The following is a 14,563-nucleotide window of genomic DNA, read 5'->3' as shown; positions in this document are numbered from 1 at the left end:
AGCAATCATCAGTGCAAGGTCGGGCTAGGTTGCTGCTGAGCCTGATTGATGTAAACCACCAATACCACAGTAGGGAAAACGCTACGATAAGGTGGCATCAGCACCCTGTCTTGGCAGCGCTGCGGAAAGCTCATACTCATAGGCCAAGCATTGGCCGGATGAGTCTTTGGCTGCGTTTCAACAACACTCAACTGTAAATGAGGCAGTTTCGTCATTTCGCCCTCCTTGCCCTGTTCACCTTACCTACCACTCGCCGATATAAATAGGGTAAGAAAATCGAAGTTCAAGAGGGGAAATAAAAATTTTTTCTAGGGTTTGATGGCGGCTACAACATCACCAAACTGGCGGTGCCGAGGAAGGCAAAAAAGCCGACTACATCGGTCACGGTGGTGAGAATAACCGAACCTGCCAGCGCGGGATCGAGCTTGAATTTGTCCAAAATTATCGGGATCAACACCCCAAATAATGCTGCGGTAATAATGTTGACCACAATTGCCAGCGCAATGGTTGCGCCGATCACCGGCTCTTGGAACCAAAGTGCCGCCATGCCACCGATGATCAGCGCCCAGACTAGGCCGTTGATTGAGCCAATGCCGAGCTCATTTTTCAGTAAGGCAAAACGGTTACCCACGGTGATCTGATTAAGTGCCATCGCGCGTACCATCAAAGTCAAGGTTTGGCTTCCCGCAATGCCACCCATCGAAGCGACAATCGGCATCAGCACCGCTAAAGCGACAACTTGCGAAATTACATTCTCAAATAAGCCAATGGTGATGGAGGCAAGAATGGCGGTCAGAAGGTTAATGCCGAGCCACAACCCGCGTTTTTTCGAGCTTTTGATGACTGGCGCGAACAGATCATCACCTTCATCCATACCGGTACCGGCCATCAGACGTGCTTCATACATTTCACGTTGCACGCTGAGCGCAAAATGCCAGTCAATTTCACCAATCAAGGTTTCATCGTCACTCAGCACTGGCACAATTGGCAAAGTGGTGTGTTCGAGGGCATCCACCGCGTCTGATAAGGTTTGCTGCGCATTGAGCGTCACCAGTTCTTCCATACGCAAGTTTTTGAGCTGAGTTGTTTCTTCGGCTTGCAATACATCACTAAAGCTTACTAAACCACGGAACTTTTTGGCTTTGTTGATGAGGTAAATATATTGAGGGGAGTCGTAGTGATATTTATCCAACAAGACTTTGGCGCGGCGAACACTGATGCTAAAAGGCAAGGTATAAACTTTTCGATCCGCCCAGTGGCCAATTTCGTCATCCGCAAACTCGTTGGCTTGATCGTATAGCTCAAGTTCATCACGGTTAATAAGGCTTAATGCTTCACTGATGATGTCATCGGGTAGCGAGTCTTCCCACTCGATCAGTGACAGGTTATCGAGCTTAGCCAGCGTCAGTTTGAGTTCAATTTCCGACAGCGCGTTAATGACCGAAATCCGCACCTCGGCGCGCATCTCGGTCAGCACATCTATGTGCATCTCCAGTGGCAAACTGCGCCATAAACGTACCCGTTGTTCCACGGGAAACGCTTCTAAAATCAGAGCGATCGAGCCTTCATCTAAGCCATTTTCCACCATCTCACCGAGTAGATGGGTTTGCTCGGATTCTTCGGCGGTGGCAATCAATTCAATTTGTTGAGATAACTCTTGGTATTCGCTCAAAATTACAATCCCTTGGGTAGCTGTTTTCTTTCTGGTTTTTTGACCGCTTTCTCGGGTGCCTTTTGTAAGACAATCACAGGGCGAACAATAAATAAGTTGTTAGGGTAGAGCACGCGGTTGCCTTCAAGGGTTTCCAATTCAACATTCAGCAGCGCCATGTCAATGATCTTGCCTTCAATAAAGTTTGCGCCATCGACGATGCGAACCCAGCAGCCGATCCGACACTGATTTTGCACAAACAGAATTAAGAATGCGGTGACATTACTCAGCAGTGACCAACCGGCAAACAAACCCACCCCGAGCAAGGCAAATAGGGATGAGCCGACCACCAGTAGACCCCGTAACTCAATGCCCCACAAAATCAAGGTCGTAAACAGCATCACGAGAAAGAGTAAGGTGCGGATCAGCCAACGCGCGCGTTTCAAACGGTGAATGTCCACCCGTCCGGTCAGCATACTTTCGAACAGGCGTAAGGTTATCCGTGAAATATGCGGATATAAGACGATGATGAGTATTGTCATCAACCATTTATAGTGGGTTTGTAATAAAGCTAGGTATTCCATCGTGTATCTCACCGTTATGCTCAAATCACCTTAACGGAATTGTATGTAATTACAAAGAACAACCAAGTGAAAACCCGAGTTAACCAGACGAGTTGGTTGAATTGTGCCCATTGTCATAAACAGCACTATACAGAGAATGAATTGATGCGTTCTATTTGTTTGTTTCAGTCTATAAATCTCCCTATTCAATGACATTTTTATTGCAAAGAATCGATGACCGCTTTGCGGCTATGCCTTGTGGCATCAAGGGCGTACAGAAAAATATGAATGAAATGAAGACATTTATGCAAGTTTATGTGTGATAACTAACAGTTGTCCTAACGATAAATTATTATCATTAGACACACCCTGGCTTTTCACCGATAAAGCGCGTGACATCTAGGGTGTCAGGTGTGATTTCAACCGATGAAATCATTGTAATCCTCTCTGTTTTTGTGAGATACGATGTGGAACAACCATCCAAATTAGACCGCGTTCGCGCTGACTACAATGTGCATTACTGGAGCCAAGGCTTTTTTGGCATTGACGATCAAGGCGAAGTGTATGTGTCGCCGAGAAAAGACAAGGCTCATCAAACGCAATTAAGCTCAATTGTTAAACAGCTCGAAGCGCGCGATTTAAATTTGCCTGTGCTTGTACGCTTCCCGCAGATCCTGCATCAACGCGTGCACAACATTTGTGACGCTTTCAATCAGGCGATTGAAGAGTACGACTACCCAAATAAATACCTGCTGGTTTATCCCATCAAAGTGAACCAACAAAAAGAGGTAGTAGATGAAATTCTGGCCAGTCAGGCCGAATTAGAACACAAACAACTCGGCTTAGAAGCGGGCAGTAAGCCTGAACTTCTGGCGGTGTTGGCTATGGCTCAGCAAGCCAGTTCAGTGATTGTATGTAATGGTTACAAAGACAGAGAGTACATTCGTCTGGCACTGATCGGTGAAAAACTGGGTCACAAAGTTTTCATCGTTCTGGAAAAACTGTCAGAGCTGGATCTGGTCCTGAAAGAAGCGAAAAGCCTTGGCGTGAAACCACGTCTGGGTCTGCGTATTCGTCTTGCTTCTCAGGGTGCTGGCAAATGGCAATCGAGCGGCGGTGAAAAATCGAAGTTCGGCCTAGCTGCATCACAAGTGCTCACCGTGATTAACCGCTTGAAAGCGGAAGATCAACTGGAAGCGCTGCAGTTGGTGCATTTCCACCTAGGTTCACAAATGGCGAACATTCGTGATGTGCGTAATGGTGTGAACGAAGCGGTGCGTTTCTACTGTGAACTGCGTGAGCTGGGTGCGCACATCGATTTCTTCGACGTGGGTGGCGGCTTGGCTGTCGACTACGATGGTACTCGTAGCCAGTCATCCAACTCGATGAACTACGGTCTGCACGAATACGCGCGTAACATCGTGAGCACAGTGAGCGATGTGTGTAACCTGTACGGTCAGCCTCGTCCTGTGATCATTTCTGAATCGGGTCGTTCGATCACGGCGCACCATGCGGTATTGATCACCAACGTTATCGGTACGGAAGCCTACTCGCCGGAAGAGATCCCAGCACCGGGTGCGGATGCGCCAATGCTACTGAAAAACATGTGGCGTGGGTTTGAAGAAGTGCAACACGGTACTGATGACCGCGCACTGATTGAAATTTACAACGACACACAGAGCGATCTTTCTGAAGCGCATAGCCAGTTTGCAACGGGTGTATTAAACCTTGAGCACCGTGCATGGGCAGAGCAGTTGTCACTGCGTATCTACCATGAACTGCGTCAGAAGATGAGCAACAAAAACCGCTTCCATCGCCCGATTCTGGATGAGCTGCAAGAGCGTTTAGCAGACAAGTTCTTCGTGAACTTCTCACTGTTCCAGTCGCTGCCGGATGCTTGGGGTATCGATCAAGTGTTCCCAGTGCTGCCGCTTTCTGGTTTGGAAGAGATGAACGATCGCCGCGCAGTAATGCTCGACATCACCTGTGACTCAGACGGTGCGGTTGAACAGTACGTTGAAGGCCAAGGTATTGAAAGTACACTGCCTGTGCCAGCATGGACGAGTGACAAGCCATACCTAATGGGCTTTTTCCTTGTCGGTGCATACCAAGAAATCTTGGGCGATATGCACAACCTGTTTGGTGACACACACAGCGCGGTTGTGAATATTAATGATAATGGCGAGTCTGAAATTGCCTTTATCAATGAAGGTGACACGGTTGAAGATATGATGCGCTACGTTCACATCGATGTAGATAAAATTCGCACCAACTATCGTCAACTGGTTTCTCAACGTGTTGCCAAAGAAGAACAAGAGACCGTTTTGGCGGAACTTGAATTAGGCCTGAGCGGCTATACTTACTTAGAGGATTTCTAAATGAATGATTTGTTTACTAAAACTGATTATTCACTCTACTCAAACGCGATGACGTTTGTCCGTCGTCCCTATGTGCGTAACCCAGTAGATACTAATGCTGATGTCGTGGTGCTTGGCGTGCCTTTGGATATGGCGACGTCCGGTCGTCCGGGGGCTCGTATGGGGCCTGACGCGATTCGTCGTGCTTCGGTTAACCTCGCTTGGGAAGGTAAGAAATTCCCTTGGGATTTCAACCTGTTCAAAAAGATCAACGTGATTGATGCGGGCGATTTGGTTTTTGATTGCGGTGATGCTGAAGATTTCACTTACCGCCTAGAAGCCGCGACCAGCGAAATCCTGAAAAGTGGCAAAACCATGCTGGCACTGGGTGGTGACCACTTCATCACTCTGCCAATCCTGCGTGCTTACGCTAAGCACTTCGGTGAAATGGCGCTGATCCACTTTGATGCACACACGGACACTTACGCGAACGGCAGTGCGTATGACCATGGCACTATGTTCTACCATGCGCCAAAAGAAGGTCTGATCTCGGCTAAGCATTCGGTGCAAGTGGGTATTCGTACGGAATACAAACAAGAAGGCCACGGCTTCAACGTGATTAACGCGATGCAAGCCAACGACATGTCTGTCGAAGAGATTGTGGCGCAAATTCGCCACATCGTGGGTGACAAGCCGGTTTACCTGACTTTCGACATTGACTGTCTGGATCCTGCTTTCGCACCGGGTACGGGTACCCCAGTTTGTGGCGGTTTGAGCTCAGACAAGATCCTGAAAATCATCCGCGCGCTGAAAGGCATTAACCTGATCGGTATGGATGTGGTAGAAGTGTCACCTCCTTACGATCAAAGCGACCTGACTTCACTGGCGGGTGCGACGATCGCTCTGGAACTGCTCTACGTTTGGGCATCCAACAAGAAAGATGAAGAGTAATCTGAGTTAAGCAATGTAAAGGCCTGAGAGATCAGGCCTTTTTTCTATACCCGTCCTACTTGAAGTTGCGGCGGTGCTGGCTACGTTCGTTCACCCCAATCACATAGTCTATCTATGCTCATGAGGATTCACTCACTTGCCTTCGACCAGCAACTCCAAGTTGTTTGGTGATATCGCTTTTCCCAAGCTACTGAGTTGAGGCTTTTAACGCTACATCATTGTAGTTGGTGTAACCGTCCAGCATCACATGGTAAATACCGGGTTGTGCGTTGTTGAATGAGCACGTTTCTCGGTTACCATTTTGGTAAGGGCGACAGTCCCAGTTCGATTTTGAGGGAGCGGAGCCATATTTTACGTACAGATCAACATCGCCTGAACCACCATAAGTTTGAATGGTGAGCGGTTTGTTTTGGGAGAGCTCAAAAGTAAAGCGCTTCTGAGTGCCTCGTGCACCGCTGAGATTGATTTTCGCCGTCCCATCTTGCAAGACAGAATCATCGGGAACTTGAGGTGAGCCTGCATTGGCCATCTCAATGACATAAGCGAGCCCGAGTTTGGTGAATTTAACCGCATGATTACCCGTGGGATCAGAATTCGCTAGAGTATCTTGCGAAGTGTGGATCTTGGGGTTGTAGTCTTTGAATTTAGATTCAAAAGGCATGGCCGCTGAGAAGCCGGCTTTATGCCAAGAGGCATGGTCTGAGCATGCATAGCCGCAGCGATCGTAGCCATAAGTTAGCTCAGGGAGGTATTCATCAATCAGCGTTGTGAGGAACTGGGTTAAATTGCTGTCGGTATAATCGGTAATAAAGACTATATCCTCCGCTGAACCTCGGTAGTTGGTCATATCAAGTTGCAGGACCGATACGACTTTTTTGCCTTGTGCTTTGTATTGATTCGCAAGGTCCTGTGAGCCTCGCAAACCGACCTCTTCCGCCGCATAGGCCATCAATGCAACGGAGCGTTTGGGCCTGAAATTGTTATCACGTAAGACACGAATGATCTCACTCAAACTGGCAATGCCGGAGGCATCATCATCCGCACCGGGGGCAATCGATTGTTCATTGGTGTGTGAGCCTAAAGTTGAATCTAAGTGACCGCCGACAATGACCCATTCATCGGGTTTTTCGCTGCCTTGAATCGTCAAAACGACCGATTTTTGGTTATAACCAGAGTGCTTGATCTGCTCAATCCGGCTCCCCGGTAATGACGAGATGAGAGAGCGCCACTCATTGGCCAGCCAATCAGAGGCCTGTGCCCCCGAGGTGGTGGTATAAAAGCGGTTATTAAAACTGGATAACGCACGGATAGTATTGGTGATTTGGTCTGCACTCACTTGTGGCAGCCAAGCATTGACCAGATCTTGCTGTGAAGGTGCGGGGATCGTGAAATTGGCGATGCTTTCCGGCATCATCAGCGCCGCCATCGCACCTTGTGCTGAGGTGTGTACCATGTAGCCACCGCAGCGATTATGTTGCTCATGCATCGTATGTGAAAGCTCGGCAAGCTCGTCGATAGCGACTTCGCCTATCCATACCTGAGAGCCACTGGCGAATGAATGAGGTAATAAGGATTCGCTCAGCGCAGGATTTAAACTTCCGACGGCATCTGCGCCCATCGAGATCCAGACTTTGTCTTCAGCATTGGCGCTCAACGCTGCCGACATCAAAGCCATGACGAATAGTTTGTTCATAAGATTTTCCCCTCTCCGTGGGTGTGAAGAATCGTTATTGTTTTTCAGTCGCAGTGAGTGTGACCCCAGCAAAACTGCGATACGCACGCAGCATGATGTAGAGATCCTCATTCACTAAGGGCGCAACACAGGTTTCGTTATTTGTCGATTGATAAGGTCGGCAATCGTAGAGGCTTTGGGTTGGTGGCTGGCCCGTTTTTACGTAGAGGTCTGCGTCACCGCTCCCTGAACTTATCGAAATGGTTAAGTTGGTCTTTCGGTTTGAAGCTTTTACCATCAGCAACATCTCTTCACCTTGGGATAGGGCGAGATTATTGAGCGGTTGGTTTGGAATGAGCTCTCTCACTTGAGGTGGCGTTTGGCTAACGGAGCCATTGGGTAAGGTGTGATTAAAAAACGTCGCCACTTTAGGCCAGATCTTACTGATTTTTACCCCTTGATTTTCACACCCGCCGAAATGATGTAACGCAATGGCTTTGTTATCAGAGGTGTTGAGGACGGGGGAGCCCGAAGAGCCGCCAATGGTGTCGCAGAAGTAGCCAGTGTCCGTGTGAGTGCCTCGACCATTGGTTGATGCGATATCTATCTGACATAAGCCAGATCCATTCTTATCACTCTCGATGGCGAGTTCTTTAGGATTGCCAGCCCCATGCTGGGGAATGTATATCTCACTGCCAAAAACAGGCTCTGTGTTGTCCAGCCCTAAGTAACCAAAAGAGGCGATCTTATTGAAATCATCGACCGTGAAGAGGGTATAGTCCAAGGTGTAATCGGTGCTCAATAATTCATTACCCATCACTTTGACGGTCGTGGCGAGTGACCCATTACACGTTGTTCGCTGATAATTGAACCACACTTCCGTTTGCTTGAGTTCAGAGGCTGTGCTGACACAATGATTGTTGGTGAACAGTCGGTTATCAGGGCCTACACGCCAAGCTGTACAAAGGCTGCGTCCATTAATCAATAACCGTGCTACTGGGCTAGACCAAGAGACTTTCTCTGGATGGGAGTCCTGCCAACAGGCGACATCTTTGCGTTCATTGATCCCACAAGTGGACAACAGCTCTGACTCGGCAAGGCTCTCATTTCCGGCCATATAATAGTCGATTTCAAATTGTCCGATTTCACCCTTGGCATTGGGGATTAACTCAATCAACACTTGGTCACCAAAGAGCGATTGAGCAAACCATGACTGCTGACTTTCTGTATATTGCACCACTTCAGTGCCATCTCGAGAGGTCAGTCTGATGGCACTGCCTTGGGGTAAATTCAGCGATTTGAAATGTAATTTAATAAAATCGGCCTTGGGATGTTCTAAGACGGCGCGAGGGGAGGTTAAGGTTTCGGAGGAGAGAGTAAAGATCACCTCATCGGCAATGGTTGGAGCGGTACTCTGAGCGTAACTGAACGATGGGGATAGACAACATAAAGCCAGTGTGGCGGTCACTATTTTACTTTTCATCATGATTCTTTCTGAAAGAACGGTTGTTAATAAAAAGTAAATGCAATTAACCGGTATGCAACAAATTGGATTGATTCGATAAGTAAATAAATTTGAACATAAAACTATAAATAAAGTGCCGCAGACTCGATTCTCTCAGAGGTTTCTCAACGACGCTGGAGTTGTATGTAGGTGGTAAAGTAAGAGGCAAATTAGTATGGATCTAGCCCATAGCGCAGCTGCTTCAAATAGGAAGTGTAAAGCACGAAGAAAGAATGGAGAGGTAACCACTGGGGAATAAAAAATCCCCCAGCGTGAGCTGAGGGATGATGGGTGTCAGAGGGAGGATAACTTAACGTTTATCCCACGCCATTTCCCAATGACTGCCAGTACCCGGTTGGTATTGAGTAGCGTTACTTGTCCATTGCTGGCAGTAGCCAGAGTATGGCCATGGCTTACATTGGTAGATTGCGCCATCACTAGCGAGCACTTTGGTGCCAGCCACGTACTCTTTCAGGCCATTCGGGAACACAAAGTCGTAGTCACCCGGTGTTGGTGGTGTTTGCGGTTCAACCAGCATGAAATCGAGAGTTTGTTGATCTTGCAGATTGCCATCGCGATCTTTGATGCGAGAAACCAGCATGTGGTGTCCAGCTTTGGCTTCACTCAGTTCTAAGGTTACTGATTTCAGCTCGCCATCCGTCATCGCTTGTGACCAACTTGCCAGCGGCTTTTGGTGGTGGTTATAAACCGTCAGCTCTGCGCTCATTTCACCTTGCGCTTCTAAAGTCAGGTCAAGCTGAATCGGTTGCTCGCCAATCTCATACTCTTGCGCTAGACCAGAAACCGTCAGTGAATACTCAGGCTGTGGCGCTTCAATTTGGTAGCCAATTTCAACACTCTTCAAGCCGCTGCCTTCTTTCAGATAAATCGGGTTGGTGCCGTAAACGGGAACAAATTGATCGCCGTTAATCTGACCTGCGCGCAGTTGACTTTGTGTTTGGTTAATCTTAGTTGCTAATGCGTAAGACCATTGATTGGCTTGGGTTAGCGTCTCAGAGTCAATTTTCAGCTCAGTGCGATAAGCTGGGTTTTCCCTCTCGTTATCAAACACGCGAGTGTACACGGTATCGCCAATGCTGAGATCCATACTTGGAATGATTTGACCTGCTGGGTTCCAATCGGGTAACACTGGGCCGTTACCGTCAAATTTCACGTCGATCACGTTGTAGAAGGAAGCTGCGGTATCGCCCACATCCCATACGGCGAGGATGACCTGATACCCTTCGCGCTCAGGCACGATACATTCGTGGCTGACACGTTTTGGTGGCTGCACCATATTTCCTTCAACGACACAGAACGGATTGAGGTCAAATGCATCACGCGACAATGGCTGGTTTGGGTTCCAGTTTGGTTTGGTAATGTAGTATTTCCAATCCTTTGTGACGTGGTTGGCGGTAAACGTCCACTCGAAGGTTTGCGGACCAGCTTGAATTGGGCGTTTTACCCAACGGTCGGCGGTTTGCTCATCCAGCGCTGCCGCCAGTGCCGATTCCGCACTGGCAATTTTGCCATCGCGAGGGCCAGTGACCGGGAAGCCATCTGGGCCTTCGACACTTTGTGGTTCGTATTGAATCGCGCCACAGTGAGTGTTTTTCTCTCCAGTGCCGTTAGCGGCAAATTTACACAAGGTGACACGTCCTTCGGCGACACCGTTTTCCACTGCGGAAACGTAGCCGTGTCCATACGCTAATCCACTGATACCAGAGAGGATCAGGGCAATAGCGGTCATTTTAGGTTGTTTTTTCATCACAGACTCTTCTTTGTTAGCTGACATAGTTTGTCTGGCAAAGCGCCAGACGCAGTTCAGAGTGAATCTGAACTTCAGCACCTTCAGCAACGCATAAGACAAAACGGCATAAACCGAATTGGTAACCCCGCTATCCTAGGTGTAAGAGGACTTTATGAGCTTTCTTGACCGACAGACCGGAGGCTTTGCGTCCCATTTTTCCAAAGGGTTTGCCAAAGTGTGACCGAGAGCAAATTTACTTAAGACCAAGAGAGAAAGCGAAGTCATTACTCAATATGTGGAATCAAGCTCTCACGCTTATTTTTTAGAGTTAAATAACTAATATCTTCATGAAATATATGATGTTTATTCAATATGAAAGGTTGATGCTTTACTCGGTTTCTACCGTGTCAATACAGGTTAACCACTGATCGGAGAGCGGTTTTAAACGTATACCCAAAGTATGAATGGAAGATAATGCATTCTTCTGTCGCGGTATTGATTAAGGAGCACTATGCGCTATTCCGTTGTGCGATTGATATTGGGTGACCAACTCAACCATGCTCATTCTTGGTTTTCTGAGCATAGGGATGATGTTTTATACCTGATTGCAGAGCTGCATCAGGAGCAGGAGTACGTTCGCCATCACATTCAAAAGCAGTGTGCATTTTTTGCGGCCATGCAAGCTTTTGCTGATTATTTAAGTGCAGAAGGGCATCACGTATGGCATCTGGATCTGGATGCCAGCGCGCAATATAACGATTTACCCGATCTGATCGCGCAGATTTGCCAGCAAGTTCAGGCCGATGCTTTCCAATACCAAAGACCTGACGAGTATCGACTGCTTGAGCAAATGGCCAATTTGCGCCTATCCGGCATCACAATAGGGTGCGTTGATACTGAGCACTTCTTGCTACCGTTTGCAGAGATCCCAGAGCAATTTCCCGCAAGCAAAGCCGTGCTGATGGAACACTTTTATCGACGAATGCGTAAGCGTTTTGGTTATTTGATGACGGCGGATGGTAAACCTGAAGGTGGACAGTGGAATTTTGATGCCGACAATCGTAATAAACTGAAAGCGCCAGATCTTCTTCAGTTGCCGACGCCACTCTGTTTTGATAATCCCGTTGCGTCCATCAAGGCGCGATTAGAACGTCATCGGATTCCGTCTATCGGACAAATCGGAGAGTCACTGCTGTGGCCTATCAATCGTGCCCAAGCGATTTCCTTATTGGCGCATTTTTGCCAAATTTGCCTGCCTAATTTTGGTCGCTTTCAAGATGCGATGACGGCGCAGCATCCCCATCGCTGGAGCCTGTATCACAGCCGACTTTCATTTGCGCTCAATAGTAAGCTACTTTCACCTCGCGAAGTGATTGAAGCCACTATTAGTGCTTATCGTGCAGCTCAAGGGCAGATCTCGTTAGCTCAAGTGGAAGGATTTGTGCGACAAATTCTCGGTTGGCGTGAATATGTGCGCGGCATGTATTGGAGCAATATGCCTCACTACCAAACACGCAATCATTTAGGAGCGCAGCGGCCGTTACCAAGCTATTTCTGGAATGGACAAACCAAGATGCGTTGCTTGCAGCAGGCGATCACTCAGTCACTGGATTTTGGCTACGCGCATCATATTCAACGCTTGATGGTGACAGGGAATTTTGCCTTGCTCACCGAGTGTGACCCTGATCAAGTCGATGCCTGGTATTTAGGTATCTATATCGATGCGATTGAATGGGTCGAACTTCCCAATACGCGAGGTATGGCTCTGTTTGCGGATGGCGGATTGATCGCCACCAAACCCTATTCAGCCAGTGGTTCCTACATCAATAAAATGAGTGACTACTGCGCCTCTTGTGCTTATCAAGTGAAACTCAAATCTGGTGAGAAAGCGTGCCCGCTAAATTCGCTTTACTGGCGGTTTATGCTTAAACATCGTGATCGACTCGCCAACAATCCTCGCATCGGAATGCTATACAAAACGTGGGACAAGATGACGAGCGATTCTCAGCAAGCGATCCTGAGCACGGCTGATGCGTATCTGAGCCAGATTGAAAGTTTATAAATGAGGGTTAGAAAGTACCGATTTGGTGCAATATTTGCTTGGCATTCTACAATCCTTCGCAAGTTGCCGATGAGCTTGCTTGGCTAACGTAGCGCAAAAGGATGGAAATAAATGGTGTGTTTGCTCTAATTGTTCAAAAGCTAATAAAATAATGTTTTATTGATAATGCTTTGTTTTTAAACATTTTTGTTGGTTACGGATTACGCATGTACGCCCGAAAGTGATTGCAGCTTACTGTGAAGTACTTCAAAATTAGGTCGTTTCCATTTCTTCTTGGTTAAGAATGAGGTTTTGATGAGAGTCGCTGAGCTTCTGAAGCATCGAGCTGAAAACTTGGTTAAGCACACTGAATTTAAGCAGTGGATGTCTCCGTCTGTGCGCGAGTACTGGGATGATATTTTAAACAAGACCCAAAGCCGCCCACTGTTTGGGTGGGTAAAAGATCTGCATCTGCCTGCCAATGAAGATACGCCGATCCCTGAGCCGATTGAACTCAAACCCGAGGCTCAAGCACTGTATGACGAGTTGCAAACCCAGGTGGGTGAAGTGATCCATACGGGAGATTGGTTACTGGTTGATCAAGAGCGAATCAATCAATTCGGTGCAGTCACTGAAGATATGCAGTGGATTCATACCAATCCGGATCGTGCGGCGTTGGAATCGCCATTCAAAACGACGATTGCGCATGGATTTTTAACACTGGCATTGCTGCCAAAGTTAACCGACAGCGTTGATGAAGAGAAAACCTTGTTTCCAACCGCGAAAATGGTGGTCAATATTGGTTTGAACTCGGTACGTTTCCCTTATCCAGTAAAAGCGGGTAATCGAGTTCGTGCCGTGAGCACTTTGTCGAAAGTTACCCCGATTAAGAAGGGACTTGAGATTGAGCGTGAAATCAAGGTTGAGATTGAGGGCGTTCGTCGTCCGGGTTGTGTTGTAGTGTCAGTGATCCAACTGCACTTCTAACCCATTGTGTCATCAGCATAAATCAACAAGGAGAGCCTATTTGCTCTCCTTGTTCGTTTCTGAAGCACACTGTCTGTGGTAAACCATGAAGAACTATGGTGCAACCATGCAGAAACTCATGCGGTAAGAGTGGTGCTCTTGCGGTTTATTCCACATCACTTGGCATAATGTAGCCGTATTCCACAATCAATTTTTTAGCGCTTTCAGACTTTAAGAAGGCGATGAACTCTTTGGTCTGTTCGTCTGCGTTATCTGAGTAGTGCAAAATTAAGAACGGGCGCGATAATTGGTAAGTGTGCTTAGCTATGTTGTCAGAAGTGGGATCCGTTTTTTCAAACTGAATCGCTTTGACGGATTTATCGACCGAGCCAATAGAGATAAAGCCAACCGCTTGAGTATTGTGGTTGACTAACGTTTTCATCATGCTGTTGCTATTGACGACAAGCGCGGTCGGCGCAACATCAGAAACCTCACGATCTTTGACGGTTTTGGTCAATCCCATCAAGCTTTCAAAGCTGTAGCGAGTACCCGATGAGGCTTCGCGAGTCACGACCGCGATTTTTTGATCGTTACCGCCCACCTGTTTCCAGTTGGTGATTTGGCCTTTGTAAATGCCGTATAACTGCTCTCGCGTAAGATTGGTGACTGGATTGGCTTGGTTGACCACAATCGCTAAACCATCAAAAGCCAGCGTAAAAGTGTGTAGGGTGTTTTGCGCTTCACTTTCCGTGAGATAGCGTGAGGTCATAGCGATATCCGCGACGCCTTTTTTCAAAAGAGAAATCCCAGCGGTAGAACCCACACCTTGAACTGCGACATAAGTCTCGGGGTGTTGTTGGTTATATTTTTCAGCCAGTACGTCCATAATTCTGGCCACTGAGGTGGAACCTGAAATGGTAATTTCACTTGCTTGCACAAAGGGTGTCATCGTTGTGATGGAAAAAAGAAGTGCGCAAACGGCGGCAAGTGCCATCCTGATCATAAATTAGCTCCCATATTGTCAAAAAAATCTTACGCAGTATGCCTGAAACGTATGACAAAAATGTGAAGGCAGCTCTAGGTTAGTGAGTTGATTGGTGAAATTCAC

The 14,563-nt window shown here is 47.5% G+C and carries 11 protein-coding genes and 1 riboswitch; of the genes, 4 read left to right on the top strand and 7 right to left on the bottom strand.

What is annotated here, in order from left to right; all coding sequences use genetic code 11:
* Nucleotides 1-8: 8 nt before the first annotated feature.
* The 3 genes from GOU96_RS01540 to GOU96_RS01530 form a co-directional block, all read right to left on the bottom strand.
* Nucleotides 9-215 (bottom strand): hypothetical protein, encoded by a 207-nt coding sequence (locus tag GOU96_RS01540; protein ID WP_248522048.1) that lies wholly within the window; start codon nt 213-215, stop codon nt 9-11.
* A gap of 110 nt (nt 216-325) precedes the next feature.
* Nucleotides 326-1,672 (bottom strand): magnesium transporter, encoded by a 1,347-nt coding sequence (locus tag GOU96_RS01535; protein WP_114822802.1) that lies wholly within the window; start codon nt 1,670-1,672, stop codon nt 326-328.
* A gap of 2 nt (nt 1,673-1,674) precedes the next feature.
* Nucleotides 1,675-2,235, bottom strand: coding sequence for a mechanosensitive ion channel domain-containing protein (locus tag GOU96_RS01530; RefSeq protein WP_000456055.1), 561 nt, complete (start codon nt 2,233-2,235; stop codon nt 1,675-1,677).
* Between the two features lie 446 nt (nt 2,236-2,681).
* On the opposite strand from GOU96_RS01530, the gene speA reads away from it, so the two are divergent.
* Complete coding sequence (speA, locus tag GOU96_RS01525; protein WP_001927142.1) at nt 2,682-4,592, top strand: arginine decarboxylase; 1,911 nt, start codon at nt 2,682-2,684, stop codon at nt 4,590-4,592.
* Complete coding sequence (speB, locus tag GOU96_RS01520; RefSeq protein WP_000998707.1) at nt 4,593-5,522, top strand: agmatinase; 930 nt, start codon at nt 4,593-4,595, stop codon at nt 5,520-5,522.
* A gap of 187 nt (nt 5,523-5,709) precedes the next feature.
* On the opposite strand, the gene GOU96_RS01515 is transcribed toward speB, so the two are convergent.
* From GOU96_RS01515 to gbpA, 3 genes are all read right to left on the bottom strand, one after another.
* On the bottom strand, nt 5,710-7,215 hold the full coding sequence (locus GOU96_RS01515) for a M28 family metallopeptidase (RefSeq protein WP_042988355.1): 1,506 nt from the start codon (nt 7,213-7,215) through the stop codon (nt 5,710-5,712).
* 34 nt (nt 7,216-7,249) lie between these two features.
* The gene (locus GOU96_RS01510) at nt 7,250-8,677 is read right to left on the bottom strand and encodes a serine protease (protein ID WP_258502385.1); all 1,428 of its coding nucleotides are present in this window, start codon (nt 8,675-8,677) and stop codon (nt 7,250-7,252) included.
* A gap of 331 nt (nt 8,678-9,008) precedes the next feature.
* Nucleotides 9,009-10,466, bottom strand: a complete 1,458-nt coding sequence (gbpA, locus tag GOU96_RS01505; protein WP_114773922.1) for an N-acetylglucosamine-binding protein GbpA — start codon at nt 10,464-10,466, stop codon at nt 9,009-9,011.
* A 117-nt stretch (nt 10,467-10,583) separates the two neighbouring features.
* Nucleotides 10,584-10,690, bottom strand: a riboswitch (cyclic di-GMP riboswitch).
* A gap of 269 nt (nt 10,691-10,959) precedes the next feature.
* Between gbpA and GOU96_RS01500 the strand changes: the two genes are divergently transcribed.
* On the top strand, nt 10,960-12,510 hold the full coding sequence (locus GOU96_RS01500) for a cryptochrome/photolyase family protein (protein ID WP_267781085.1): 1,551 nt from the start codon (nt 10,960-10,962) through the stop codon (nt 12,508-12,510).
* Between the two features lie 294 nt (nt 12,511-12,804).
* Entirely contained in the window at nt 12,805-13,476 is a 672-nt protein-coding gene (locus GOU96_RS01495; protein ID WP_001261563.1) for a MaoC family dehydratase, read from the top strand.
* Nucleotides 13,477-13,621: 145 nt separating this feature from the next.
* Here the strand turns inward: GOU96_RS01495 and GOU96_RS01490 are convergent, their stop codons facing one another.
* A complete protein-coding gene (locus GOU96_RS01490; protein WP_000620570.1) occupies nt 13,622-14,458 on the bottom strand; it encodes a phosphate ABC transporter substrate-binding protein PstS family protein in 837 nt (278 codons plus the stop codon).
* Nucleotides 14,459-14,563: the final 105 nt, after the last annotated feature.

Source organism: Vibrio sp. R-1 (genome assembly GCF_035615595.1).
GTDB lineage: Bacteria > Pseudomonadota > Gammaproteobacteria > Enterobacterales > Vibrionaceae > Vibrio > Vibrio cholerae.
Note: the sequence above shows the minus strand (reverse complement) of the source record. Positions and strands in the feature narration are given on the sequence as shown.